Here is a 24,343-nt window from a genome sequence, read left to right on the forward strand (position 1 = left end):
GCCTAACGCTTCACAACTGTTTGATGCTACTGCCCTCTCCCCTACGTCCAACCGAACGCAGCATTCTTTTTTCGGGAAAAAGCGTGCGCTTGTCCGACGACGCACGAAGTGCGGCTAGTTCGCACGCGCCGAAAAAAGGATGCGCAGTGAGGGAAGTCTGCGCAGCAGGCCTGCACGTCGGGGTCGCCTTTCTTTTACTTACTCTTCTTTGGCGAAGCAAAGAAAAGGAAGTGCCCCACTGGCACGAAGCGCATGGTTAAAGCTACGCTCAAAGCCAACCACAATGTAGTAAACCCTTTTTCAGGTTACCTCATCTTGTAAACAAAAGGCAGCCTGAAAACCAGTAAATCCCATTTTCAGGCTGCCTTGATGGCTAGGCAAAACAACCGCTGTTCATCAACCCACCTTATCCCCCGCGTTCGCGCCCTCGTGCACAGTGAGCAATTTCAGCTTCCCATCCTTATCCGCCGCGCTCAAAATCATCCCCTCGGACACGCCGAATTTCGCCATTTTGCGCGGGGCAAAGTTGGCAATCGCAATCACCATTGTGCCGTTCAATTCAGCGGGGTTGGGATAGCTGGCGGCGATGCCCGAGAAAATCGTGCGCTGCTCAAAGCCAAAATCTAGGCTAAATTTCAACAGCTTGCTGCTGCCTTCCACCGCTTCGCAATTCAACACTTTCGCCACGCGCATATCCACTTTCATAAAATCGTCAAAGCTGCACTGTGGCGCAACAGGCGCGTAGCCGTTTTCAGGCTGCCCTTGGTTTTCAGGCTGCGCGGCGGCTTGGATGTTTTGTTTATTCGCTTCAATCAAATCGTTCACTTGTTTTTCCTCCACGCGTTGCATTAAATGTTGATACGGCTTAATCACATGGTTTTCCGACAGCGTGCGGCTGGCATCCGCCCATACCAGTTTCTCCAAGCCCAAAAATTCGGCGGCTTGCCCGGCAACGCGCGGCAAAACGGGCGATAGGTAAACCGTTAAGATTTTGAATGCGTTAATCAATTCGCTGCACACCTTGTGCAAACGGCTGTCTGCGCCTTCCAGCTTGGCAAGCTCCCACGGCTTGTTTTCGTCCACATATTCATTGACCACGTCTGCCAAAATCATGATTTCGCGCAGGGCTTTGCCGTATTCGCGCTCTTCGTAGAGCGATGCGATGCGTTCGCTTTCGGCGGCAAGGTGTTTCACGATTTCGCTGCCCGACACATCTTTGAGGCAGCCTGAAAACCGTTTGTGGATAAAACCTGCGGCGCGCGCGGCAATGTTTACATATTTGCCCACCAAATCGCTGTTTACGCGGGCGATAAAGTCTTGCAAATTCAAATCGATGTCTTCAATTTTGCTGTTGAGTTTCGCCGCGATGTAGTAGCGCATCCATTCGGGGTTCAGCCCTTGTTCCAAGTAGGAGCGCGCGGTAATAAACGTGCCGCGTGATTTGGACATTTTTTGCCCGTCCACGGTTAAAAAGCCGTGCGCGAAAATGCCGCTGGGGGCGCGGTGCCCGCTGTATTCCAGCATGGCTGTCCAAAACAGCGCGTGGAAATACAAAATATCTTTGCCGATAAAGTGATACAGCTCGGCTTGGCTGTCTTTGCCAAAAAATTCGTTGAAATCCAGCCCTTTGCGCGCGCATAGGTTTTGAAACGAAGCCATATAGCCCACGGGCGCATCCAGCCACACATAAAAATATTTGTTCGGCGCATCGGGGATTTGGAAGCCGAAATACGGCACATCGCGGCTGATGTCCCAGTCGGAAAGCTCGCCCTCTTTGAGCCATTCGTTCATTTTGTTGAGCGCTTCGGACTGCAAATGGGCGCGCCCGTCGGTTTCGCCTGCCGTCCATTGTTTTAAATAGTCGCCGCAATCGCTTAATTTGAAAAAGAAATGTTCGGTTTCTTTCATCACGGGCGTTGCGCCTGATACGGCGGAATAGGGTTTAATCAGCTCGGTGGGGGCATAGGTGGTGCCGCACACTTCGCAGTTGTCGCCGTATTGGTCTTGGGCGTGGCATTTGGGGCATTCGCCTTTCACAAAGCGGTCGGGCAGAAACATTTGCTTTTCGGGGTCAAAAAGCTGGTTGATGGTTTTGCTGATGATTTTGCCGTTGGCTTTCAGGCTGCGGTAGATTTGCTCGGAAAGGGCTTGGTTTTCGGGAGAATGGGTGGAGTAGTAGTTGTCGTAGCCGATGCCAAAGCCTGTGAAATCGGCAAGGTGTTCGCCGTGGGTTTTGGCGATGAGCTGCTCGGGCGTGATGCCTTGTTTTTCGGCGGCAAGCATGATGGGCGTGCCGTGGGTGTCGTCGGCGCAGCAGTAGTAGCATTCGTGCCCGCGCGATTTTTGAAAGCGCACCCAGATGTCGGTTTGGATGTGTTCCACCATGTGCCCGAGGTGGATGGCGCCGTTGGCATAGGGCAGCGCGGAGGTGACGAGAATTTTGCGTTTTGAAGTCATGATTTTGCGTTTCCGGTGATGGATTGGGAAAAGAGACGGATTATAACGAAAATCGGCTCGGGCTGCCTTGCGCTGTGGGCTGCCGTTTGGCGCGCGCCGCCATTTTGTGCCCCAGGGCTGAAACCGATTACAATCCGCGCTTTGTTTGACCGCGAAAGGGGTTTCATAATGAAAAACAGGTTTTTCTTTTTATCGGCGGCGGCGCTGTTGGCGGCGTGTGCGGGCGCAACATCGCCGCAAAAGGCTGTCAACCAAGAACCGCCGCCCCTCGGCACGCCCAATCCCGCTTCGGTGTTTTGCGTGCAACAAGGCGGCAAATCGGTTATCCGCAAGGATGAGGGGGCAACGAATACGGCGTGTGCGTGTTCCCCGACGGCAAGGAAGTGTATGAATGGGCGCTGTTCCGCCGGTATCACGAATAACGCCCAAGGCAGCCTGAAAACGGGTTAAGCGGGTTTCAGGCTGCCTTATATATGGCATAATCCCGCCATCGTTCACACAGGATGCAAACCATGTCGCTTTCTATTGCTAACTATCTGTTATACATCGGCTATATGCTCGCCAGCGTGGCGATGGCGGTGTTGTTTTCGTTCACTTATCTGCTGACTACGCCTGCGCGCGAGCTGCATTTGATTAAGCAAGGCAATGTGGCGTGCGCTTTGTCGTTTGGCGGCGCGCTGGTGGGGTTTTGCCTTGCGCTGGCTTCGGCGATGACGCACAGCCTGAATATTTTGGATTTCGTGTTGTGGGGTGCGGGCGCGGCGGTTGTGCAGATTGGCGCGTATTTCGCCACCACGCGGCTGATTCCCGATGCGGGGCGCGAATTGCAGCAGAACAACATCGCCGTGGGCGCGTTGTATTGCGCGCTATCGCTGGCCATCGGTGTGTTGAACGCAGCGTGTTTGGTGGACGGCTAAACCATGCGAGGCAGCCTGAAAACTTGATTGACGAATACGCGCCTTTCTTTTAGGAAAAATCAAATGGCAGATAAAATCAAACGCAAATTCCGCGCTTGGAGCAAACAAGAAAGAGATGTGAAGCTACTAAAAAAAAAACCGAAAAAGAGTTGCAAGCCGACCTCTTGGCTAGGCAGCTAAAAATAGTGGCTTTCACCATTTGGCTGATTGCGCTGATGTTGCCCGCTTTTCGTACCGCAGAAGGCAATGCTGCATGGGGATACTGGCTGGGCGGAGTATTGTTGCTTTTTATGCCTGTCGCTTTTGTAGGTGCTTATCCAATTTTTACTTCGCTGGCATTGTATGCCAATTTATTTTTTTGGTCGGCATTGCTGCGTCAAGATGGCAGGCGGTCAGTAAAAATTATGTGGCTTATGGCTGCCACGGTTTTTTTGTTGCGTGCTGTGATGATTAGCGAACAACCTCAATATTCTTATGTGGTGTCATGGGGTTGGGGCGCGGTACTCTGGCTATTTTCTTATGCAGTGCTGACTGTGGCAGTATTTGTACGCCACCATCCAACTGCCAACCACAAACGCATTATTAAAAGCTCATTGGTCGCTTGTGGATTGGTAATAATTGCACTGCTGTGCCTGCATTACAGCCAATACTATCGGATGAGCCACACAGAACGGCGGGAACTGCTGCCATTTAGCATGGCGTTTACGGTTAAAAAAATCTACGGAAACCATCCACCACCAACCGCAGAGTAATATTGAATGATTTTCAGGCTGCCTCTGCTGCGGCAAACTGAAATTGCTAAAAAGCATTTTCCATTGAGGCAGCCTGAAATCATCCCCGCCGCTTGGCGCTACGGCAACCGAAAGCGTGGTGCGCGGCAAGACGCGCGCTCTGGCAAACCCGCTTTTCAGGCTACCTTTGGCGCTGCAAATTCTTTTTACAGATTAACGGCTTCCGCTTAAAATCCGCCTCACAAAATCCGCCCTCCCCCAACCCCCAAACCAAAGGAAAAAACCATGATTATGAGCTTTATCCGCAAGCAGTTTATTGATGTTATCCAATGGGAAAACCCTGATGAAAACACGCTGGTATGGCGTTTTCCCGTTGCCGATCAGGAAATCCAAAACGGCGCGAGTTTAACCGTGCGCGAAAGCCAAATGGCGCTGTTTGTGGACGAAGGCAAAACCGCCGATGTGTTTTCCGCAGGTCGCTACACGCTCAACACGCAAACCTTGCCCGTTTTAACCAATCTGAAAAACTGGGATAAGCTGTTCCAATCGCCTTTTAAATCGGATGTTTACTTTTTCAACACGCGCCAGCAAATCGGCAAACGCTGGGGCACAGCGCAGCCTGTAACCGTGCGCGATGCCGATTTTGGCGTGGTGCAACTGCGCTCGTTTGGTATGTATTCCTACCGCATCGCCGACCCCGCGCAGTTTTTCAAAGAAATTTCGGGCGTGGTGGAGCGCTATTCGGGCGAGCAACTGGAAAGCCAGTTAAAAAATATCGCCATGACCCAGCTTGCAGCGGCATTTGGCACATCGGGCGTGCCGTTTTTAGACATGGCGGCAAACCAAGTGTTGCTGTCGCAAAAAATGATGGAGCTGCTCACGCCTGCGTTTGCCAAACTGGGCTTGGCGTTGGAAAACTTTACCGTGGAAAGCATCACGCTGCCTGAAAACGTGCAGCAAGCACTGGATGCGCGCATGAGCATGAATGTCATCGGCGATATGTCGCGCTACACGCAATACCAAACCGCCACCGCCATCCCGATGGCAGCGCAAAACGAAGGCGGCATGGCCGGCATGGGCGTGGGCATGGGCGCAGGCGTGGCGTTCGGGCAAGCGATGGCGGGGGCAATGGCCGCGCAACCGCAAGCCGTGCCGCCCGCCGCCGCGCAAGAGCATCAAGCCAAGCTCACGCAGCTGAAAACCCTGCTGGACGGCGGTTTGATTTCGCAGGCGGATTACGACGCGGCGAAAGCCGAAGTGTTGAAACAGCTGATTGGCTAAGCAATCGGCAGCCTGAAAACGGATTGAGCGCAGGTTTTCGCCGCGCCTGTTTTCAGGCTGCCTTTTTGCGCGTGTGAACGGCGCGGTTTACGTTTGGCGTTCGCGCGCGAAATGGGGCATAATTTGCGCCGTTTGTCGCTTAACCGTTTTCAGGCTGCCGCAACCGCTGATGCAACCTGAAAACACGTTTGATTTTCCCTTTTCCCACCCGTAAACCTAAGGAACCATCATGAACAAAATCGCATCCGCTCTCATCGCCGCCGCCTGCTTGGCAAGCGCAACCGCCGGCGCGCACGGCAACCAACCCGCTGCCAACGAACCGAGCAAAACCCCCGTTGACCGCAGCGTGCAGGTATACAAAAAAGCCGAAATGCAAACTTGGAACCGCAGCAAAGCCGCAGGCGGCGAAGGCGAATTGCTCGGCAAATTTGCCTACACGCGCCACCAAACCGACGACCAAGATGCCATCCGCGAAATCGGCTGGCTCACGCTGCTACCCGGCGCATCCGTCGGCCTGCACAAACACACCAACAACGAAGACGTGTATTTAATCGTGCAAGGCAAAGGCACGTTTGTGGACGGCAATGGCAAAGAAACCCCCGTTGCCGCAGGCGATGTAACCATTGCCCGCCCGGGCCAATCGCACGCGCTGAAAAACACCGGCAAAAAACCGCTGGTGTTCATTAACTTTATCGGGCAGCTGCCCAGCCAAGCCGCGCCGAAATAAGGCAGCCTGAAAAAGCAAAACCGTTTGGTGTTCTACCAAACGGTTTTTTGCTGGATGAATTGGCTTTCAGGCTGCCTCAAATCTTGCACGCCCCGCCCGCGCAATCATCTTCCTCGTTTGCCGCATCCACCCCGCCATCCACCGCCATGCCGTCAAACCGGGCAAACAGGTTGTCTAAATCGTCAAAATCATCGCCCGCAGTCGGCAAATCTTGGTTTTCGTTCATTATCGTGTCTCCTAAAAAATAAATCAGATGGCGCAAATGGGGGCGGCAGCCTGAAAAGCAAGACAACCACGCGCAAACCGATGCACCTTCCCTGCCAATATAGGCAGCCTGAAAACCCCAAAACCGCTATAATCGCGGTTTTCATTTTTTGCAACCCACACAAGCGAAACCACCATGCAAGAACACTATCAACCCTCGCTCATCGAGCCCGCCGCCCAGCAAAAATGGGCGGCGCAACGCGCGTTTAACGTATTCGAAGACACCAGCAAACCCAAATTCTACTGCCTTTCCATGTTCCCCTACCCCAGCGGCAAGCTGCACATGGGGCACGTTCGCAACTACACCATCGGCGACGTGCGCAGCCGCTTCAAAAAAATGCAAGGCTACAACGTGTTGCAGCCGATGGGCTGGGACGCATTTGGCATGCCCGCCGAAAACGCCGCGATTAACAACAACGTTGCCCCCGCCGCGTGGACGTATTCCAACATTGAATACATGAAACAACAGCTTAAATCGCTGGGCTTCGCCTTGGATTGGGAACGCGAAGTCGCCACTTGTCGCCCCGATTATTACCGCTGGGAGCAATTGCTGTTTACCAAATTGTTCAAAAAAGGCATCGTGTACCGCAAGCTCGGCACGGTGAACTGGGACCCGATTGACCAAACCGTGCTGGCGAATGAGCAAGTCATCGACGGGCGCGGCTGGCGTTCGGGCGCGCTGGTGGAAAAGCGCGAAATCCCGATGTATTACTTCAAAATCACCGATTACGCCGAGCAGCTTTTGAACGATTTGGACGGCTTGGACTGGCCCGAGCAAGTCAAAACCATGCAGCGCAACTGGATTGGCAAATCGCGCGGCATGACGGTGCGCTTTGCCGTTGCCGACGACAGCAAAACAGGCCTAAACGGCAACGACGCGCAGTTTTTGCAGGTATACACCACGCGCCCCGACACGCTGATGGGCGCAACCTATGTTGCCGTTGCCGCCGAGCATCCGCTGGCCACCGCAGCCGCCGCCAATCAACCCGAATTGCAAGCTTTTATCGCCGAATGCAAGGCGGGCAGCGTTGCCGAAGCCGATATGGCGACGATGGAGAAAAAAGGCATGCCCACGGGGCGTTTCGTCATCAATCCGCTCAACGGCGAGAAACTGGAAGTGTGGGTGGCGAATTATGTGTTGTGGGGCTACGGCGACGGCGCGGTGATGGCGGTGCCCGCGCACGACGAGCGCGATTTTGCCTTTGCCCGCGCCTATGGTTTGCCGATGAAGCAAGTGATTGCCGTGGGCAGCAATGCCTTCGACGCGCACAACTGGCAAGATTGGTATGCCGACAAAGAAAACGGCAAGCTGATAAACAGCGGCGAATTTAACGGCTTGGATTTTCAGGCTGCCTTTGATGCCATCGGCGCAAAATTGCAAGCCGCAGGCGCGGGCGAAGCCAAAACGCAATACCGCCTGCGCGATTGGGGCATTTCGCGCCAACGCTATTGGGGCTGCCCGATTCCCGTTATCCACTGCGAACGCTGCGGCGATGTGCCCGTGCCCGAGCAAGATTTGCCCGTGGTGCTGCCTGAAAACGTTGTGCCCGACGGCGCAGGCTCGCCGCTTGCCAAGATGCCCGAGTTCTACGAAACCCAATGCCCAAGCTGCGGCGGCGCGGCGCGGCGCGAAACCGACACCATGGATACCTTTATGGAATCGAGCTGGTATCAGTTCCGTTATATGTCGCCCCGGTTTGACGGCGGCATGGTCGCGCCCGAAGCGGCGGCATACTGGCAGCAGGCCGACCAATACATCGGCGGCATTGAACACGCCATTTTGCACCTGCTCTACGCGCGTTTCTTCACCAAGCTGATGAACGACGAGGGCATCGTGCCCGTGCGCGAGCCGTTTAAACAGCTGCTCACGCAAGGCATGGTGCTGGCGGCAACCTATTACCGCGAAAGCACGGACGGCAAAAAAACATGGTTCAACCCCGCCGATGTAACCGTGCAAACCGATGAAAAAGGTCGCCCCGTATCCGCCGTATTGGATGCCGATGGGCAGCCCGTTATCATTGGCGGCGTGGAAAAAATGTCCAAATCCAAAAACAACGGCGTGGACCCGCAAGCGATTATTGACGCATACGGCGCAGACACCGCGCGGCTATTTATGATGTTTGCCAGCCCGCCCGAGCAATCGCTGGAATGGAGCGACAGCGGCGTTTCAGGCGCGCATCGCTTTTTGAACCGCCTCTGGCGCACGGTTTACGACTTTGTGCAACAAGGCGGCGCAGCAGTCAGCAAGTTCGCAGGCAGCCAAGACGCGCTTTCAGGCAGCCTGAAAGACTTGCGCTTCAAGCTGCACAGCACCATCGCCAAAGTAACCGACGATTACGACCGCCGCCAGCAGTTCAACACCGCCATCGCTGCCGTGATGGAGCTGCTGAACCAATACGACAAAACCGATTGTGAAAGCGCAGAGGGCAAAGCCGTCGCCCGCGAAGTGCTGGAAGCCACCATTATCCTGCTCTCGCCCATCGTGCCGCACATCTGCGAAACGCTGTGGGCAGAACTCAACGCAGGCAGCGCGCTGTGGCAACAAGCATGGCCGCAAGCCGACCAAGCCGCGTTGGTGCAAACCGAGATGGAATTGATGGTGCAAGTAAACGGCAAGCTGCGCGACAAAATCCTCGTTGCCGCCGATGCCGCGGAAGACGACATCAAAGCCGCCGCCTTTGCCAGCGCGGGCGCAATCAAGTTTATGGAAGGCAAAACGCCGAAGAAAGTGATTGTCGTGCCCAAACGCTTGGTGAACATTGTAGTCTGATTGGAGTATGAATAATAGGCAGCCTGAAAACGGGATGATGCGTTTTCAGGCTGCCTTTGTTTGCATTTATGCGCTGTAAATAGCCCAACGGTGGAAAAGCCCAACCCGCCTGCGCAAAAAGGCAGCCTGAAAACCAGTTTCCCGGTTTTCAGGCTACCTTTTACGCTTGTTTATTCAACAAAGCGCGTGGTGCTCACTCACGGCGGGTTTAGAAACCACCCATGCCGCCCATACCACCCATGCCGCCCATATCAGGCATAGCAGCGGGTTTGTCTTCGGGGATGTCGGCAACCATGCACTCGGTGGTCAGCATCAGGCCCGCGATGGATGCGGCGTGTTGCAAGGCAGAGCGCGTTACTTTGGCAGGGTCCAGCACGCCCATGGCAATCATGTCGCCGTAGGTGTCGTTGCCCGCGTTGAAGCCGAAGTTGCCCTCGCCTTCCAACACTTTGTTCACCACCACGCTAGGCTCGCCGCCTGCGTTGGCAACGATTTGGCGCAGCGGAGATTCAATCGCGCGTAACACGATTTTCACGCCCGCTTCTTGGTCGGCATTGGCGGTTTCCACCGCTTTCACCGCAGAGCGTGCGCGCAACAGAGCCACACCGCCGCCAGCTACCACGCCTTCTTCCACCGCAGCGCGGGTGGCGTGCAAAGCGTCGTCCACGCGGTCTTTTTTCTCTTTCATTTCCACTTCGGTCGCCGCGCCCACTTTAATCACCGCCACGCCGCCAGCCAATTTTGCTACACGCTCTTGCAATTTTTCTTTATCGTAATCGCTGGTTGCGGTTTCAATTTGTTTGCGGATTTCGTTCACACGCGCATCAACCGCCGCTTTTTCGCCGTAGCCGTCAATAATGGTGGTGTTTTCTTTGCTGATTTCAATGCGTTTGGCTTGCCCCAAGTGTTCCAAAGTGGTTTGTTCCAAAGTCAAACCGATTTCTTCGGCAATCACCGTACCGCCAGTCAAAATGGCGATGTCTTGCAACATGGCTTTGCGGCGGTCGCCGAAACCAGGGGCTTTCACGGCAACGGTTTTCAAAATACCGCGAATGCTGTTCACCACCAAGGTTGCCAATGCTTCGCCTTCAACGTCTTCGGCGATAATCAACAAGGGGCGGCTGGTTTTTGCCACTTGTTCCAACACAGGCAGTAAGTCGCGGATATTGCTAATTTTTTTGTCAAACAGCAACACAAAGGGGTTATCCAAGCCCGCGATTTGTTTTTCCAAATCGTTCACAAAATAAGGCGACAAGTAGCCACGGTCAAACTGCATCCCTTTGACCACTTCCAACTCGTTTTCCAACGATTTGCCGTCTTCCACGGTAATCACGCCTTCTTTGCCCACTTCTTGCATCGCATCGGCGATGATTTTGCCCACTTGCTCATCAGAGTTAGCCGAAATAGAGCCCACTTGCGCGATTTGCTCGTAGGTTTCGCAAGGTTTGGCGATGTTTGCCAACTCGCCCACCAGCGCCGCAACCGCTTTGTCAATGCCGCGTTTCAAATCGGTGGGGTTCATGCCTGCGGTAACGTATTTCATGCCCTCGGCAACGATGGATTGCGCCAACACGGTGGCGGTGGTGGTGCCGTCGCCTGCCACATCGTTGGTTTTAGACGCCACTTCTTTCACCATTTGCGCGCCCATGTTTTCAAATTTGTCTTTCAATTCAATTTCTTTGGCTACGGAAACACCGTCTTTGGTGATGTGTGGACCACCGAATGAACGGTCAAGCACCACATTGCGACCTTTGGGGCCCAAGGTAACGCGCACGGCATTTGCCAACACGTTCACGCCGTTTACCATTTTTTGACGCACTTCTGTGCCAAATTGAACTTCTTTTGCTGCCATTTTAATATTCCTTAAATAGATGTTTTACAAGAAAAAATGTTTTTCAGGCTGCCTGAATCATTCCACGATGCCGAAGATGTCTTCTTCGCGCATCACCAACAATTCCACGCCGTCGGCTTTCACGGTTTGACCGCTGTATTTGCCGAAAATCACTTTGTCGCCCACTTTAACGTCCAAAGCGCGGCGGTTGCCGTCTTTGCCGATTTTGCCTTCGCCCACGGCAACCACTTCGCCCATATCGGGTTTTTCAGCCGCAGAGGGTGCAAGAATAATGCCCGATGCGGTTTTCTCTTCCGCTTCCAAGCGTTTGATGACTACGCGGTCGTGTAAAGGACGGATTTTCATGTGTTGTCTCCTGATTATGGGGTTAAAAAGAAAGGTGGCACGCGCCACAACGCTTCCCTACATAATGGCGGGATTTGAGTAATTCAAGGGGGCGAGTGGAAAAATTTTCGCGTGGTTAAACAAGGTTTCAGGCTGCCTCTGCATGATGAGGCAGCCTGAAAAAGCTAAACGCCATTATTTTTGGCATGTAGGGCAATAAAACGTGCCGCGTTGTCCGATAACAGTTTTAACAATCGGCGTGCCGCAGTGGGCGCAGGGTTGGTCGGTTTTGCCGTACACTTTGTATTCCTGCTGGAAATAGCCGCTTTTGCCTTCACTGTTAACAAAATCGCGCAAGGTGCTGCCGCCCGTTTCAATTGCGCGGCGCAGGATTTGTTTGACGGCGGCGGTTAAAGCCGCACATTCGGTTTTGCTTAACGATTTGGCGGCGCGTTGCGGGGCGATGGCAGCCTGAAACAGGCTTTCGTTGGCATAAATATTGCCCACGCCAACGACGATTTTGTTGTCCATCAGCGCAGTTTTGATGGGGCTGCTGCGCTTTTGCAGGGCTTGGAACAGGTAGTTCGCCGCAAAATCATCGCTTAGTGGCTCAACGCCCAAATCTTTCAACAGATGATGGTGCTCCGCTGCGCCAGCCAGCCACAAAATCGCACCAAAACGGCGCGGGTCGTGGTAGCGCAGCAGCGTGCCGTTGGCGAATGCAATGTCCACATGATCGTGCTTGCCCGCTGCGGGCGCGTTGCCCTGCCAAATCCGCAGGCTGCCGGACATGCCCAAATGAATCAGCAGCACGCCTGTATCAAAACGAACCAGCAGATATTTGGCACGGCGGTGGCATTCGCGCACTACCAGCCCGCGCAGGGTTTCGGGCAACGCAGGCGGAATTTGCCAGCGCAGCTTGGGCTGGCGGATGGTTACGGCGGAAACGGTTTGGCGGAGGATATGCGGCGCGATGCCGCGCAGGGTGGTTTCTACTTCGGGGAGTTCGGGCATGGTGGGACTCGGCGTGGTGGTTTTGAGAAGCGAAATTATAAGTGAAAGGCAGCCTGAAAACGGTGTTTTGGGTTTTCAGGCTGCCTTTGGCTGATACTGGCGAGAACTAGCAATCCCACTGATACGTCTTCAAACAAACATGGCTCTCGTCTTTCAACACCACACCTTCTTCGCGCAGCAAATCCGCCTGCCGCACCCAACCCGGCACCAAACGCCCTGCGGCATTGACCACGCGGTGGCAGGGGTAATCGCCGTAGTCCGCCGCATGACGCAACACGCTGCCGATCAAACGGGCATTTTTATCCCTGCCGATCAGGCGGGCGATTTGGCCGTAGGTGGCGACTTTGCCGCAGGGGATTTCGGCGACAGCGGAAAGGATTTCGTAGGCTAGGCGGTCGTTTTTGAGGCGCATAGATAAAGTTGGAACACAAGCTATGAACTTGCATTATTTGTTAAATTTTATAAGGGGCTGTACTAGATAAGCAGTCATGTTAGACTGCAAAAATGAAGATAACCCGTTGTAAAATAAAAAAGAGTATTCAAAAGAAATTGCTTCAATTTTTTGTACTCGAAGTTACCGCCCGTTCAGCTGCCGATATTTTGGGCATTCAGCCCAACTCCGCCATTCTGTTCTACCGCAAAATTCGTATGGTTATCAGCCATTATCTGGCCTTGGCTGCCGATGAGATTTTTGAGGGCTCTGTCGAGTTGGACGAAAGCTATTTCGGCGGATGGCGTAAAGGCAGACGCGGTCGCGGTGCAGCAGGAAAAGTGGTTGTCTTTGGCATTTTGAAACGCAACGGACGGATCTATACCGTTGTGGTGGATAATGCCAAGTCCGAAACGTTACTCCCTGTCATCAAAAAGAAAATCATGCCGGACAGCATTGTTTATACCGATAGTCTGAGCAGCTACGACAAGTTGGACGTAAGCGGTTTTATCCATCACCGCATCGACCATTCCAAAGCGTTTGCCGACCGTCAGAACCACATCAACGGCATTGAAACTTTTGGAATCAGGCGAAACGCGTCTTGCGCAAATACAACGGAATCGATCGCAAATCTTTCCCGCTGTTCTTGAAAGAATGCGAATTTCGATTTAACTTCGGCACACCGTCCCGACAGCTAAAAATCTTGCGGGATTGGTGTGGAATTTAGGGCTAATCTACGTCAGCCCCTAAGAGAAAGGCTACCTGAAAAATGGTTTTCAGGTAGCCTTTGGTGTTAGAGCACGATACAAAGAGAATGATTTCAGGCTGCTGCACACCAGATTCGTCAGCTTGTTTATCCGGCGTTTGAGCGCGCACCGCATACCACAACGCCGCCATATGCTTGCACGCCCCGCCATAAGGGCAATCGCAGCCCCCGTCCTTAATGTACAAATCACTATCCAGCTTCAGCCATACCGAATAGTTTTCCGAACCGCACACCTCCGCCCGATAACGCCCGGCGGAAGTTTTTTGGACATCGCGAACCTTACCCTGCTGAAAATACAGCAGGCCGCGTTCGGCGATATGGGGCGGAAATAGGCGGGGTAGGTAGATACCGGACATGGTTTGCTTCCAAGAAGTTTTTGAAATATGGGAAGTTTACTGGTTCAGACGACGTTTGGGGAGATGGAGGCGGGAAGATTTGTTTTGTAAGGAGGCAAAAGGTCGTCTGAAAATGGGTTTCAGACGACCTTTCTGTGAGGTGTGCGTTTGGAGGTATCCGCTCGTCTTGAGGAAATTAAGCTATAGCTTGTTTAGATGCATGAATTTTAATAAAATCGCAAATTATTTTTGATAAGCAATGAATTATATGTTATATAAAGTTAGTTCTCACAGACCTAATTATTTAAATGGAAATGAAAAACAGTAAATTAAAGGCGGTCGATTTTTTCTGTGGCGGAGGCGGGATGAGCTATGGAATGCAATCCGCCGGTATTCAAGTTTTAGCCGGGATAGATTACGAACCTAGCTGCAAAGAAACATATGAAGCCAATATAAATGCTAAATTTATACAGGCTGATGTTTTTGAATTGCAGCCTGAAACACTGGAAAAAGAACTCGGCTTAAAAAAGGGCGATGATGATTTGATTCTTATAGGTTGTAGTCCTTGTCAATATTGGAGTGTTATTCAAACAGACAAACGAAAATCGGAAAAATCCAAGAGTTTGCTTTTAGAGTTTCAGCGGTTTGTAGAATATTTCAATCCTGGATATGTTGTTGTAGAGAACGTACCGGGAATTCTGAGCAGGATGAAAGAAAGCGGGCTTGATAATTTCATAAAGTTATTGGAAGAAAAAGGATTTACCGTTCATTTCGGTATTCACAATACGGCTGATTACGGAATTCCCCAAAGCCGTAAAAGATTTACGTTAATTGCAAACAGAATAACCAAAGAAAAGCTAGAACCAGTCAAGTATTCGGGCAAACGGCTTACGGTACGCGATGTTTTGGGAATGGAAAACGGCTTTCCCAAAATTGTTGCAGGGCATCAGGACGAGACGGATTTTATGCATAGTTGTGCGGGATTATCCGATATCAATTTGAAACGATTGGCGTTGATACCTAAAAACGGAGGAAACCGTTTGGCTTTTGCGCATATTCCCGAATTACAGCTGGAATGTTTTATCGGAAAAGACAATAGTTTTAAAGACACGTTCGGTAGGCTATGGTGGGATAGGCCCGCACCTACCATAACGACCAAATTCTTTAGTATTTCCAACGGGAGGTTTGCCCATCCTGAAGAAGATAGGGCGTTATCCTTGCGCGAAGGTGCAACATTGCAATCGTTCCCTCGTAACTATGTCTTTAAAGCGGGCAGCAGGGACAAGATAGCCCGTTTGATTGGTAATGCCGTTCCTCCGATGTATGCGGAAAAAATAGGCAGGGCAATTGTTGATAATATCGAATGTTAGAAAAGGAGAAAAACATGTCTGAAGAAAAATTGCAAATGAGTTTCGAGCCAACCGTAATCGAACATTTAGGTGTAAAGATGTATTCGCACACTGTTCCTGCGATTGCCGAGTTGATAGCGAATGCCTACGATGCATGTGCTACGGAAGTGGAAGTTAGGTTATTCGACAAACCGAAGCATAAAATCGTTATTAAAGATAATGGTATAGGAATGAGCTTCGATGAAATCAATGATTTTTATTTGAGAATCGGTCGGAACAGAAGGGAAGAAAAACAAGCCTCACCGTGCGGAAGAATTCCAACGGGTAAAAAAGGTCTTGGTAAATTGGCATTATTCGGGCTTGGCAACAAAATTGAAATTTCTACTATCCAGGGAAACGAAAGGGTTACTTTTACTTTGGATTATGCAGAGATTCGAAGAAGCAAGGGTATTTATCAACCGGAGTTTCGAAAAGAATCTATTGAATCCAATATCGAAAGCGGGACAACCATAACTTTGACCGAGCTAACGAAGAAACAAGGATATCCGTTAGATAATTATGTAGAGCATCTTGCCCGCTTGTTTGATTTTCCGGCTCAGGATTTTAAAATCAAAGTAAGCTTGAACGGCTCGGAACCCAAAATCATTGATGGAAATCTAAAATATGATCTTGTTACCCCACAATTCGAATGGGAATACCAGGGTCTAGCAACCAATATTTCATCGTTATCTTCAAAATTCGAACAGTATGAATACAGCGGATTAATACAAGGTAAGTTCATTACAACGGAAAAACCTTTAAAGAATAATATGAAAGGTATTACCTTGTTTGCTAACGGCAGAATGGTAAATATGCCCGAGTTTTTCACTGATAGCGAATCCAGCCATTTCTATTCATATTTGACTGGATGGCTGAATGTGAACTTTATAGATGATGACGATGAAGATTTAATTGCTACTGACAGGACATCATTAGACTGGAAGCATCCTAAAACTTCAAAGTTACGGGTTTTCCTTGGAGAAATAGTCCGAGCCATCGGACAAGATTGGAGAAAAAGAAGAAAAAAAGAGAAAGATGACGAAGTTAAAGGTAAAAGTGGGGTTGATATCGGAAATTGGAAAAACAAATTGCCAGAAAAGGAAAGGGAACCAGTAGAAGTTATTTTGAATCGTTTGGAAGATTCGGAGCTTACAAATAAGGAACAAGCAGAAGTAATTGCTGCCTTACATAGTATTATTCCAGAATATCCTTACTATCATTGGCGGCATTTGCATCAGGATTTGCATACTGCCTGTAACGATTTTTACAATGAAAAGAAGGATTATTTAAGTGCTGCAATCGAGGCAGTTAAAGTTTTCGAAGATAAGGTTCAGAAGCAGACAGGTCTTCATAGCATAGACGGAAGAGAATTGATTGAAAAAGCATTCGGGAGTAAAAATTCTATACTTCTATTAACGAATAACAAAACGCAGGCGGAACAAAATTTAGAAGATGGTCTTGAGCAGCTTGCATGCGGAACATGGACTGGATTTAGAAATCCTGTGCAACATGAGTTAAGAGCAAATTTATCTCCTAGCATTTTTAATGACAAGGATGCTTTGGATTTAATCAGCTTAGTTTCATATTTATTGAGAAAAGTGGAACAAACAAAAAAACGAGCTAAGCCTACATCACCTTAAATTTTATGACCGATATTTTCACTCCATCCAAACGTTCCTTCGTGATGTCAAAAATCCATAGCAAAGAAACCAAACCGGAAGTATTGGTAAGGAAATTTCTTTTTTCCCAAGGTTTCCGTTATAGGAAAAATGATAAACGCTATGCAGGCAAACCGGATATCGTTTTGCCGAAATATAAAACAGTCGTATTTATACACGGCTGTTTTTGGCACGGGCACTCTTGCTGTAAAGGGCATATTCCGAAAAGCAATACGGATTTTTGGTTGGAAAAAATCACAAAAAATCGCGAACGTGATATCAAAAATGAAACCGAGCTGGAAAAGATTGGTTTCAAAGTGATTTTCGTTTGGGAGTGCGAATTAAAAAATAAAGCTATTTGTAGGGAGCGATTAAATCGGTTGGTCGAGGAAATAAAAGATGCCGTCTGAAAAAATCAGACGGCATCTTCCTTTAATTAAGACCCTCCCACTCCTTCAACAACCTCTTCACCGACACCGGATAAGGCGTCTTCAATTCCTGCGCAAACAGCGACACCCTCAATTCCTCAATCATCCATTTAAACGCGGCGAGGTCGTCTGAAACGGGCAATCCTTGTTTTACCAAGCCGTCGGTTTTTTCCTGCCACATCTGTTCCAGCTCTTGAATATCGGCTTCGCGGGCTGCGTCGCGGGCGGGGTTGCCGCTGTATTTTTCGAGGCGCAGGGTCATGGCTTTGAGGTAGATGGGGAGGCGCGGCCATTGTGCCCACGGGGTGCGGGTGGCGAAGCCGGCGGCGAGCAGGGTTTGCAGGCGTTGGCGCATGAGGTGGGTGAGCGGGTGTTTGCCGAGTTTGCCGTTCAGTTCGGCGTAGGCGGCGGCGGTTTCCTGCAAGTAGCGGCTGAGGGCTTCTTTGACGGCGGGCAGGCGGCTGCGGGCGCGTTTGATTTGTTCTTTGAAGGCTTTTTCGTTGCGCGGCAGCTCGTCTTCGCCGATAAAGGCGCGGTCGCAGACGGCTTGGGTGAGGTCGTCGCGCAGGGTGTCGGCGTTGATGTGTTTGAGCAGCATGGCGGCTTGGGTGAAGCCTTGGATGCCTTTGTTCAGGTCTTTAACTTGTTCTTTTAGTTGTAGTTTCATGAGTTCGATCACGCCTAATCGGTGGGCTTGTTCGGCGGCGTCGGACGTGTCGAACAGGCGCAGGGCGATGCGGCCGTCTTTTTCTTTTTGCAGGCCGAGGTAGCCGGTAAGCTGCTGTTTGCCGCGGGCGAATTTGATGGATTCGGGCAGGGTACCGATGTCCCATGCGGTAACGTTGTCGCGCTCGAATTCTTGGGTGTTGTCGCGGAAGGTGGTGGCGGCGGCTTTGCCAAGTTGTTGTTGGATTTGGATTAAATCGCGCCCCATGGCTAATTCTTGTCCGCCGTCGTCGATGATGCGGAGGTTGAAATAGCAGTGTTCGGGTAGCCTGAACGCGGCCCATTCGTCTTGGTTGATTTGCTCCAGTATGCGGATGTCGCCTGCGGTTTTGGCGATGGCTTGGGCGAGTTGGGGCAGGATGGGGGCGTTGCGGTCGGGGTTTTGGCTTAAAAATTGGGTGATGAATTCGGGCACGGGCACGCAGATGCGGCGGATTTGTTTGGGTAGCGCTTTAATTTGTAGCTGGATTTTTTCGCGTATCATGCCGGGCACGAGCCATTCGAGGGTGGCTGGGCTGATGCGGTTGAGCACGGTGAGCGGCAGGGTGAGGGTAACGCCGTCAAGCGGGTGATGCGGCTCGAAGCGGTAGCTGAGTTTGAATTTGCCGTCTGCGGTTTGCCAGTGTTTGGGGAATTGTTCTTCGGTGATGTGCGCGGCGGCGTGCTGCATGAGGTCGTCGCGGCTGAGGAACAGCAGGCGCGGGTTGTCGCGCTCGGCGGTTTTGAGCCAGGCTTGGAAGGTGCGGATGTCAGCGAGGGGGAGGGGTTTCAGACGGCCTTTTGGGGGTGCAGGCTGCTTTTTGGGTTTGGGGCCGTCTGAAACATTTTGTAGGGTGTGTGAACTCGGTTCACGCCCGCGGTTGTCCTTTTGAGATTTTAGGACATCTGCTGCATCCGCTCGTGCTAATAAGATCAGTTCGCTGGCAGTCTCAGCATCGGGATAGTGCACCAAGCCTGCTTCCTCAAATTGTGCCATTACGCCACTTTGTAATGTCGCCCATTCTTCGGCGGAACCGATGGACGGGTCGCATTGCTGCTCGGCAATCAAGGCAACGATTTTGCCGTGCCATTGTTTGCTGTCGATAGTTACACGATCACCAAGTAGTATTGGTTGACCGTCGGCGTAGCATAGGGAGTTTTCAGGTAGCCTTTGAGCTTTGGGGTCGTCTGAAACCGTTGAAACTGCGGCACTTTGTTCCCTCTCCTGCGGGAGAGGGTTAGGGAGAGGGCTTACTGCGGCTGCGGAAAAGTTGGTTTGAGAGGCAACTGTTTTGCCCTCTCCCCGGCCCTCCCCCACGGGGGAGGGGGTAGTTTGTGCGGCCGCATCAATGCTGTCGGTTTGCAAAATCATGCGGTAATTGATTAAAACCGAGCCGTTTCGCTGAATTTGGTTTTGGTGTTGCAGTATAAATCCCTGTTTCTTAAAAAAGGACAACGCGGCTGCGGACACATCTGTCGTTACCGTTTTATCTGCATCCGCCTGCGGCAAAACGGCAGACAACAGCGCGGAAGCGACGCCTTGCCGCTGGTGGGCAGGGTCGGTAAATAGGCAGTCCAAATGATTTTGCTCGGGCAGGTATTCGATAAAGCCGAGGATACGGTCATTTTGCGCTGCCAATCGGATACAGCCGCGTCCAATCCGTTTTTGCCAAAAGGCGGCATTGTCCGCGCCCTGTATCCATGCGGCTTTTTCGCTGTCGCTATAATGGCTTGTTTCAATGTGCAGGACGGCGCGGCGGAATAGTTCGGCAATTTGGGCTGCATCATTATGTGTGGCGGGGCGTATGAGGAATGTTGCTGTGGACGATTTCAGACTGCCTGAAACCGTTGAAACTGCGGCACTCTGTTCCCTCTCCTGTGGGAGAGGGTTAGGGAGAGGGTTTGCTGCGGTTGCGGAAAAGTTGGTTTGTGCGGCAACTGTTTTGCCCTCTCCCCAGCCCTCCCCCGCGGGGGAGGGGGCGGTTTGCTGCGGATGTGCAGGATGCAGGCTGCCTGAAACCGCATCCGCCGTATAAAAATCGGGCAGCCGTTCGTGATAAAACGTGAACAGCGCTTCATCATCGACCAACACATCTTGCTTGCGCGCTTTGTGTTCGAGTTCGGTAATTTCCTTAATCAGCTTTTTGTTATGCGCGAAAAAGTCTGCTTTCAAATCACATTCCTGCGCCACCAGTGCGCTGCGGATAAAGATTTCGCGGGCTTCTTCGGGCGCGATTCTGCCGTAGGCGACGGGGCGGCGCGGCAAGACGGTCAGGCCGTAGAGCGTTACCCGTTCGCTGGCGATGACTTCGCCGCGTTTTTGTTCCCAGTGCGGCTCGAAATAGTGGTAGCGGACGAGGTGCGGCGCTTCCTGCTCGATCCATTGGGGCTGGATGGCGGCCACGTCGCGGGCATAAAGTTTTGTCGTTTCAACGAGTTCTGCCGCCATCACCCATTTGGGCTTCGCCTTGAACAGGGCGGAGGCGGGGAAAAGGTGGAAGCGGCTGCCGCGCGCGCCGGTGTAGTCGTTGCCGTCGGGCGATTTCATGCCGACGTTGGCGATGAGGCCGGTGAGCAGGGCGCGGTGGATTTGTTCGTAGCCCGCTTCTTTGGCAGCGCGGATTTGGGCGCGGTGTTGTTTCTTATCCAGTTGTTTTTGTTTGAGTTTGGCGGATAGGTCTTGGTCGCCCGCATTTTCAGACGACGTGAGCTGCTTAACTTCGGGAGGCCGTCTGAAAGCGGCTTCCTTGGTGGTCAAACCCATTTCAATCGCGGTTTGGGCAAGCTGGTGGTGCAGCTCGCGCCACTCGCGCATCCGTAGGTGCGACAGGAAATATTGGCGGCACCACTGCACCAACTGCTTGTTGGACAAGCCTTTGTCGCGCTCGCGCTGGAAGCTGTCCCAAATGTTCAGATAGGCAAGGAAATCAGACTGCTTGTCGGTAAAACGTTCGTGTGCCTTGACGGCGGCATCGCGCGCTTCCAGCGGCCGCTCGCGCGGGTCTTGAATCGACAGCGCGGACGCGATCACCAATATTTCCGCCATGCAGTCGTGTTTCTTCGCCGCCAGCAAAATGCGCGCGATTTTCGGGTCGATGGGCAGGCGCGCCATTTGTTCGCCGAGTTTGGTCAGGCGGTAGCGGGGTTTGGAGCTGCCTGAACGGTTTTCAGACGGCGTGTTGGGAGTTTGGATGTTTTGCATGGTTTGTAAGTCAGGCATCTATATTTGGCGTTTTTTAAATTTACCAGTGCTTGTCAGGCTACTTGTTTACTTATTTTCTGTATTTTTTAGTAAATCAATTACCTGTCTTAAAGCGGCAATCTCATTATTTTTTGCTTCTAATAATTCTTTTAAATTTTTATTTTCTAACAATAGTTTTTCATCAGAACCCACATAGTTTTGGTTATTAGTATTGTCTCCGATAGAGAAGAAGAAAGATTTATCTTGTGTAGCAAATAATTCAACCACATCAATATTAAATATTTGTGCAATCTGCTTTAATTTTTCTATGTTGATATTGCTTTGTCCGCGTTCAATTTTGGCATATCCGTTGGGGGACATAGACAGTTTTTCAGCCATCTCTTCTTGCGACCATTGGTTAATTTCTCGCAGAACTCGGATTTTTTCGTGAATTTCCATTTTTATTCCTTAAAGTGTGGATTGTATGATTAAAAGTAGAGAATTTAGATACTGTTAGTTTGTGGATTACATAATTGGTTTGTCTTACTATACAACTGTTGTTGCCTATTTTTAACGTATTTTGACAAGGATTTAAATTATGAAAAAGGTTTATTTGGCTTTGATTGTAGCTGTTTTAAGCTCAACCGCATTTGCAGATATGTATGACTATGGTTACAGCAATGACACAACATATACGCAAATTGGTAATACTACCTATGGGAGTAATGGTTCAAGTTATACACGAATTGGTAACACCACTTACGGTAATGATGGTTCAAGTTATACACGAATTGGTAACACCACTTACGGTAATGATGGTTCAAGTTATACACGAATTGGTAACACCACTTATGGTAATGATGGTTCAAGCTATACCACAATCGGTAATACTACCTACGGCAGCGATGGGTCAAGCTGTACCCAAATAGGTAGCCAAATCTATTGCAGATAGAGCTAAAAATATGGGCGTTTATGTTACTGGGGCGATTATAACGTTTTGCCTTGTCGGTTGGGCGACAGGCGGAAGACAGCTTTTAACCCCTATCTTTATAGCACTTATCTGGCCACTTTTTTTGGTAGAACGGATTATTGTAATTTTGCTAATTGCTCTCGGAGTAATAAAAAAATAATTCCTACGCAAGGCAGCCTGAAAAACCTTTCAGGCTGCCTTTTCCTTTTCAGGCTGCCTCCTCCACCGCCCCCAATTCTAACAACACCTGAAAACCATCATTGATATACCGCGAATCGGGCATTTCTAAAAATGGGAATGCTGCTACGTCGCCCAAGTTCAGTGATGCCATGCGCAGGATGACGGCGGCGAGGTTGCTGCGGATGATTTCGGGGTCGGTGAACGGGGGGCGTTGGTTGAAATCGTCTTCGGCGTATAAACGGATGCACACCCCTGCGGAGACGCGTCCGCAACGGCCGGAGCGTTGGTGGGCGGCGGCTTGGGAGATTTTTTCGACATGAAGCTGCTCCACTTTCGCCCGTGCGGAATAGCGTTTGACGCGCGCGAGGCCGGTGTCGATGACGTATTTGATGCCCGGCACGGTGAGCGAAGTTTCGGCGACGTTGGTCGCTAAGACGATGCGGCGTTTGCTGCCGTTGGGATGGAAGATTTTGTGCTGCTCTTGCGCGGAAAGGCGGGCGAACAGCGGCAGAATATCGTCGTTTTTGCGTAAAGGAGATTTGCGCAGGGCTTCGGCGGCTTCGCGGATTTCGCGTTCGCCCGGCAGGAAAACGAGAATATCGCCGTCGCCCAGCCGCGCGAGTTCGTCCGCCGCGTCCACAATCGCTTCGGGGATGTCCATTTCCGCTTCGTCTTCGTCGCGCTCGTTAATCGGGCGGTAGCGGATTTCCACGGGATAGGTGCGCCCGCTTACTTCCAGCACAGGCGCGCCGTTGAAGTGTTGGGAGAAGCGTTCTGCGTCTATGGTTGCCGAGGTGATGATGACTTTCAAATCGGGTCGGCGCGGCAGTAGCTGTTTCAGGTAGCCCAGCAAGAAGTCAATGTTCAGGCTGCGTTCGTGTGCTTCGTCGATGATAATCGTGTCGTAGGCGGCGAGATAACGGTCGGTCTGGGTTTCTGCCAACAAGATGCCGTCGGTCATCAGCTTGATGCAGGCATCGCGCGAGGTATGGTCGGTAAAGCGCACTTTATAGCCGACCGTGCTGCCGATTTCCGATTTCAACTCTTCGGCAATCCGCTCCGCCACCGAACGCGCAGCCAAACGGCGCGGCTGGGTGTGCCCGATCAAACCCGCCACCCCGCGCCCGAGTTCCAAGCAGATTTTCGGCAACTGCGTGGTTTTGCCCGAACCTGTTTCGCCGCAGATGATGGTTACTTGGTGGCTGGCGATGGCGGTTTTGATGTCGTTTAAACGCTCGTGTACGGGGAGGGTATTGTCAAAACTGGGCTTGGGGAGGGCGGCTTGGCGTTTGAGAAAAAGGGCGTGGGATTTTTGGTATTTGTGTTCTACGCTGGCGATGCCGCCGAATTTTTCAAGCTGCCTGAATGCGCGTTGGAGAAAGTGGCGGTCTTTGGAGAGGGTTTGATTGAGGTCGGGTGTGGGCATGGTTTGCGTGGAAATTGCAGTAAAAACAAGGGGCGTAATTATAGCAGAGGCAGCCTGAAAAACGGGTTTCAGACTGCCTTTGGGACGCAGGAACAGCATTTTCAGGCTGCCTTGTATGCCATTTGCCTAGCCCTGTTCAATTATTTACAATGCGCGCCTTTCAACCCACTACCATAAGGAAAAATCATGGAACCATGGATCACTTCGCTCATCACCGACACGCCGCAAGAGGGCTACGAACTTGCCATCAAGCTGGCGCGCATGGGCGTGAAATACACGCAACCCGACCCCGATATCCGCAGCAAACTGCGCCCTGTTTACGAAAACGATGCGGATAGCTTAACACTGGCATCCCAAGTGATTGCCATTCATTTCCAAACCGTTGCGGCGGCGAATAATTATTGGAAGTAAAAAATAAAAGAGCCGATTGATTTGGCTCTTTTTTGTGTTTCAGACTGCCTCGGATGCTTGCTTTGCCGTCTAAAACGTTTGCAAAAACCCTGAGACAGCCTGAAATCTAAAATTTAAAGGCAGCCTGA

The 24,343-nt window shown here is 51.3% G+C and carries 21 protein-coding genes and 1 pseudogene; 12 read left to right on the plus strand and 10 right to left on the minus strand.

Going from position 1 to position 24,343, the window contains the following annotated elements; genetic code table 11:
• Nucleotides 1-396 precede the first annotated feature (396 nt).
• On the minus strand, nt 397-2,457 hold the full coding sequence (gene metG, locus JDW22_RS04575) for a methionine--tRNA ligase (protein ID WP_200521888.1): 2,061 nt from the start codon (nt 2,455-2,457) through the stop codon (nt 397-399).
• Between the two features lie 168 nt (nt 2,458-2,625).
• Here metG and JDW22_RS14205 point away from each other — a divergent pair, with 168 nt between their 5' ends.
• The 5 genes from JDW22_RS14205 to JDW22_RS04600 all read left to right on the plus strand — a co-directional run bounded on the left by JDW22_RS14205 (nt 2,626) and on the right by JDW22_RS04600 (nt 6,113).
• Nucleotides 2,626-2,907, plus strand: a complete 282-nt coding sequence (locus tag JDW22_RS14205) for a DUF333 domain-containing protein (protein WP_456237523.1) — start codon at nt 2,626-2,628, stop codon at nt 2,905-2,907.
• Between the two features lie 62 nt (nt 2,908-2,969).
• On the plus strand, nt 2,970-3,374 hold the full coding sequence (locus JDW22_RS04585; RefSeq protein ID WP_040558124.1) for a DUF350 domain-containing protein: 405 nt from the start codon (nt 2,970-2,972) through the stop codon (nt 3,372-3,374).
• Nucleotides 3,375-3,469: 95 nt separating this feature from the next.
• On the plus strand, nt 3,470-4,126 hold the full coding sequence (locus JDW22_RS04590; protein ID WP_200521889.1) for a hypothetical protein: 657 nt from the start codon (nt 3,470-3,472) through the stop codon (nt 4,124-4,126).
• 267 nt (nt 4,127-4,393) lie between these two features.
• Nucleotides 4,394-5,386 carry an SPFH domain-containing protein gene (locus JDW22_RS04595; RefSeq protein WP_200522006.1) on the plus strand — a complete coding sequence of 331 codons (993 nt, stop codon included), beginning with the start codon at nt 4,394-4,396 and terminating at the stop codon, nt 5,384-5,386.
• Between the two features lie 229 nt (nt 5,387-5,615).
• A complete protein-coding gene (locus JDW22_RS04600) occupies nt 5,616-6,113 on the plus strand; it encodes a cupin domain-containing protein (RefSeq protein ID WP_003794141.1) in 498 nt (165 codons plus the stop codon).
• Between the two features lie 76 nt (nt 6,114-6,189).
• Here JDW22_RS04600 and JDW22_RS04605 read toward each other — a convergent pair whose 3' ends face one another.
• Nucleotides 6,190-6,339, minus strand: a complete 150-nt coding sequence (locus JDW22_RS04605) for a hypothetical protein (RefSeq protein ID WP_003794139.1) — start codon at nt 6,337-6,339, stop codon at nt 6,190-6,192.
• A gap of 174 nt (nt 6,340-6,513) precedes the next feature.
• On the opposite strand from JDW22_RS04605, the gene leuS reads away from it, so the two are divergent.
• Nucleotides 6,514-9,147 (plus strand): leucine--tRNA ligase, encoded by a 2,634-nt coding sequence (gene leuS / locus JDW22_RS04610; protein WP_200521890.1) that lies wholly within the window; start codon nt 6,514-6,516, stop codon nt 9,145-9,147.
• Nucleotides 9,148-9,355: 208 nt separating this feature from the next.
• Here the strand turns inward: leuS and groL are convergent, their stop codons facing one another.
• The 4 genes from groL to JDW22_RS04630 form a co-directional block, all read right to left on the minus strand.
• Nucleotides 9,356-10,999, minus strand: a complete 1,644-nt coding sequence (gene groL, locus JDW22_RS04615) for a chaperonin GroEL (protein WP_003794134.1) — start codon at nt 10,997-10,999, stop codon at nt 9,356-9,358.
• A 57-nt stretch (nt 11,000-11,056) separates the two neighbouring features.
• On the minus strand, nt 11,057-11,344 hold the full coding sequence (locus tag JDW22_RS04620; protein WP_003794132.1) for a co-chaperone GroES: 288 nt from the start codon (nt 11,342-11,344) through the stop codon (nt 11,057-11,059).
• 174 nt (nt 11,345-11,518) lie between these two features.
• Complete coding sequence (mutM, locus tag JDW22_RS04625) at nt 11,519-12,337, minus strand: bifunctional DNA-formamidopyrimidine glycosylase/DNA-(apurinic or apyrimidinic site) lyase (protein WP_200521891.1); 819 nt, start codon at nt 12,335-12,337, stop codon at nt 11,519-11,521.
• 106 nt (nt 12,338-12,443) lie between these two features.
• On the minus strand, nt 12,444-12,749 hold the full coding sequence (locus JDW22_RS04630; protein WP_200521892.1) for an MGMT family protein: 306 nt from the start codon (nt 12,747-12,749) through the stop codon (nt 12,444-12,446).
• A gap of 92 nt (nt 12,750-12,841) precedes the next feature.
• Here JDW22_RS04630 and JDW22_RS04635 point away from each other — a divergent pair.
• Nucleotides 12,842-13,494 (plus strand): annotated as a pseudogene (locus JDW22_RS04635) (IS1595 family transposase).
• 2 nt (nt 13,495-13,496) lie between these two features.
• Here JDW22_RS04635 and JDW22_RS04640 read toward each other — a convergent pair.
• Nucleotides 13,497-13,889, minus strand: coding sequence for an SWIM zinc finger family protein (locus tag JDW22_RS04640; protein WP_200521893.1), 393 nt, complete (start codon nt 13,887-13,889; stop codon nt 13,497-13,499).
• Between the two features lie 287 nt (nt 13,890-14,176).
• On the opposite strand from JDW22_RS04640, the gene JDW22_RS04645 reads away from it, so the two are divergent.
• The 3 genes from JDW22_RS04645 to JDW22_RS04655 are packed head-to-tail and all read left to right on the plus strand — an operon-like array spanning nt 14,177 to nt 17,324.
• Entirely contained in the window at nt 14,177-15,238 is a 1,062-nt protein-coding gene (locus JDW22_RS04645; protein WP_235964774.1) for a DNA cytosine methyltransferase, read from the plus strand.
• A gap of 14 nt (nt 15,239-15,252) precedes the next feature.
• On the plus strand, nt 15,253-16,896 hold the full coding sequence (locus tag JDW22_RS04650; RefSeq protein WP_200521894.1) for a TIGR02391 family protein: 1,644 nt from the start codon (nt 15,253-15,255) through the stop codon (nt 16,894-16,896).
• A 5-nt stretch (nt 16,897-16,901) separates the two neighbouring features.
• The gene (locus JDW22_RS04655) at nt 16,902-17,324 is read left to right on the plus strand and encodes a very short patch repair endonuclease (protein WP_200521895.1); all 423 of its coding nucleotides are present in this window, start codon (nt 16,902-16,904) and stop codon (nt 17,322-17,324) included.
• Nucleotides 17,325-17,346: 22 nt separating this feature from the next.
• Here the strand turns inward: JDW22_RS04655 and JDW22_RS04660 are convergent, their stop codons facing one another.
• Both JDW22_RS04660 and JDW22_RS04665 read right to left on the minus strand, forming a co-directional pair.
• A complete protein-coding gene (locus JDW22_RS04660) occupies nt 17,347-21,249 on the minus strand; it encodes a GNAT family N-acetyltransferase (protein WP_200522015.1) in 3,903 nt (1,300 codons plus the stop codon).
• A gap of 66 nt (nt 21,250-21,315) precedes the next feature.
• Complete coding sequence (locus JDW22_RS04665) at nt 21,316-21,687, minus strand: helix-turn-helix domain-containing protein (protein WP_200521896.1); 372 nt, start codon at nt 21,685-21,687, stop codon at nt 21,316-21,318.
• A gap of 139 nt (nt 21,688-21,826) precedes the next feature.
• On the opposite strand from JDW22_RS04665, the gene JDW22_RS04670 reads away from it, so the two are divergent.
• The gene (locus JDW22_RS04670; protein ID WP_200521897.1) at nt 21,827-22,180 is read left to right on the plus strand and encodes a hypothetical protein; all 354 of its coding nucleotides are present in this window, start codon (nt 21,827-21,829) and stop codon (nt 22,178-22,180) included.
• A gap of 226 nt (nt 22,181-22,406) precedes the next feature.
• Here JDW22_RS04670 and hrpA read toward each other — a convergent pair whose 3' ends face one another.
• A complete protein-coding gene (gene hrpA / locus JDW22_RS04675) occupies nt 22,407-23,804 on the minus strand; it encodes an ATP-dependent RNA helicase HrpA (RefSeq protein WP_200522017.1) in 1,398 nt (465 codons plus the stop codon).
• Nucleotides 23,805-23,990: 186 nt separating this feature from the next.
• Here hrpA and JDW22_RS04680 point away from each other — a divergent pair, with 186 nt between their 5' ends.
• The gene (locus tag JDW22_RS04680) at nt 23,991-24,215 is read left to right on the plus strand and encodes a hexameric tyrosine-coordinated heme protein (RefSeq protein WP_200521898.1); all 225 of its coding nucleotides are present in this window, start codon (nt 23,991-23,993) and stop codon (nt 24,213-24,215) included.
• Nucleotides 24,216-24,343 lie beyond the last annotated feature (128 nt).

The sequence above is a fragment of the Kingella bonacorsii genome, assembly GCF_016623605.1.
Lineage (GTDB): Bacteria > Pseudomonadota > Gammaproteobacteria > Burkholderiales > Neisseriaceae > Kingella_B > Kingella_B oralis.

Coding starts and splice junctions, on each gene's coding strand:
- JDW22_RS04640 (WP_200521893.1), bottom strand. CDS start 13,889: ATGTCCGGTATCTACCTACCCCGCCTATTTCCGCCCCATATCGCCGAA.
- mutM (WP_200521891.1), bottom strand. CDS start 12,337: ATGCCCGAACTCCCCGAAGTAGAAACCACCCTGCGCGGCATCGCGCCG.
- JDW22_RS04655 (WP_200521895.1), top strand. CDS start 16,902: ATGACCGATATTTTCACTCCATCCAAACGTTCCTTCGTGATGTCAAAA.
- JDW22_RS04630 (WP_200521892.1), bottom strand. CDS start 12,749: ATGCGCCTCAAAAACGACCGCCTAGCCTACGAAATCCTTTCCGCTGTC.
- leuS (WP_200521890.1), top strand. CDS start 6,514: ATGCAAGAACACTATCAACCCTCGCTCATCGAGCCCGCCGCCCAGCAA.
- JDW22_RS04660 (WP_200522015.1), bottom strand. CDS start 21,249: ATGCAAAACATCCAAACTCCCAACACGCCGTCTGAAAACCGTTCAGGC.
- JDW22_RS04600 (WP_003794141.1), top strand. CDS start 5,616: ATGAACAAAATCGCATCCGCTCTCATCGCCGCCGCCTGCTTGGCAAGC.
- JDW22_RS04680 (WP_200521898.1), top strand. CDS start 23,991: ATGGAACCATGGATCACTTCGCTCATCACCGACACGCCGCAAGAGGGC.
- JDW22_RS04645 (WP_235964774.1), top strand. CDS start 14,177: ATGGAAATGAAAAACAGTAAATTAAAGGCGGTCGATTTTTTCTGTGGC.
- metG (WP_200521888.1), bottom strand. CDS start 2,457: ATGACTTCAAAACGCAAAATTCTCGTCACCTCCGCGCTGCCCTATGCC.
- JDW22_RS04665 (WP_200521896.1), bottom strand. CDS start 21,687: ATGGAAATTCACGAAAAAATCCGAGTTCTGCGAGAAATTAACCAATGG.
- JDW22_RS04620 (WP_003794132.1), bottom strand. CDS start 11,344: ATGAAAATCCGTCCTTTACACGACCGCGTAGTCATCAAACGCTTGGAA.
- groL (WP_003794134.1), bottom strand. CDS start 10,999: ATGGCAGCAAAAGAAGTTCAATTTGGCACAGAAGTGCGTCAAAAAATG.
- JDW22_RS04670 (WP_200521897.1), top strand. CDS start 21,827: ATGAAAAAGGTTTATTTGGCTTTGATTGTAGCTGTTTTAAGCTCAACC.
- JDW22_RS04650 (WP_200521894.1), top strand. CDS start 15,253: ATGTCTGAAGAAAAATTGCAAATGAGTTTCGAGCCAACCGTAATCGAA.
- JDW22_RS04585 (WP_040558124.1), top strand. CDS start 2,970: ATGTCGCTTTCTATTGCTAACTATCTGTTATACATCGGCTATATGCTC.
- JDW22_RS04605 (WP_003794139.1), bottom strand. CDS start 6,339: ATGAACGAAAACCAAGATTTGCCGACTGCGGGCGATGATTTTGACGAT.
- hrpA (WP_200522017.1), bottom strand. CDS start 23,804: ATGCCCACACCCGACCTCAATCAAACCCTCTCCAAAGACCGCCACTTT.
- JDW22_RS14205 (WP_456237523.1), top strand. CDS start 2,626: ATGAAAAACAGGTTTTTCTTTTTATCGGCGGCGGCGCTGTTGGCGGCG.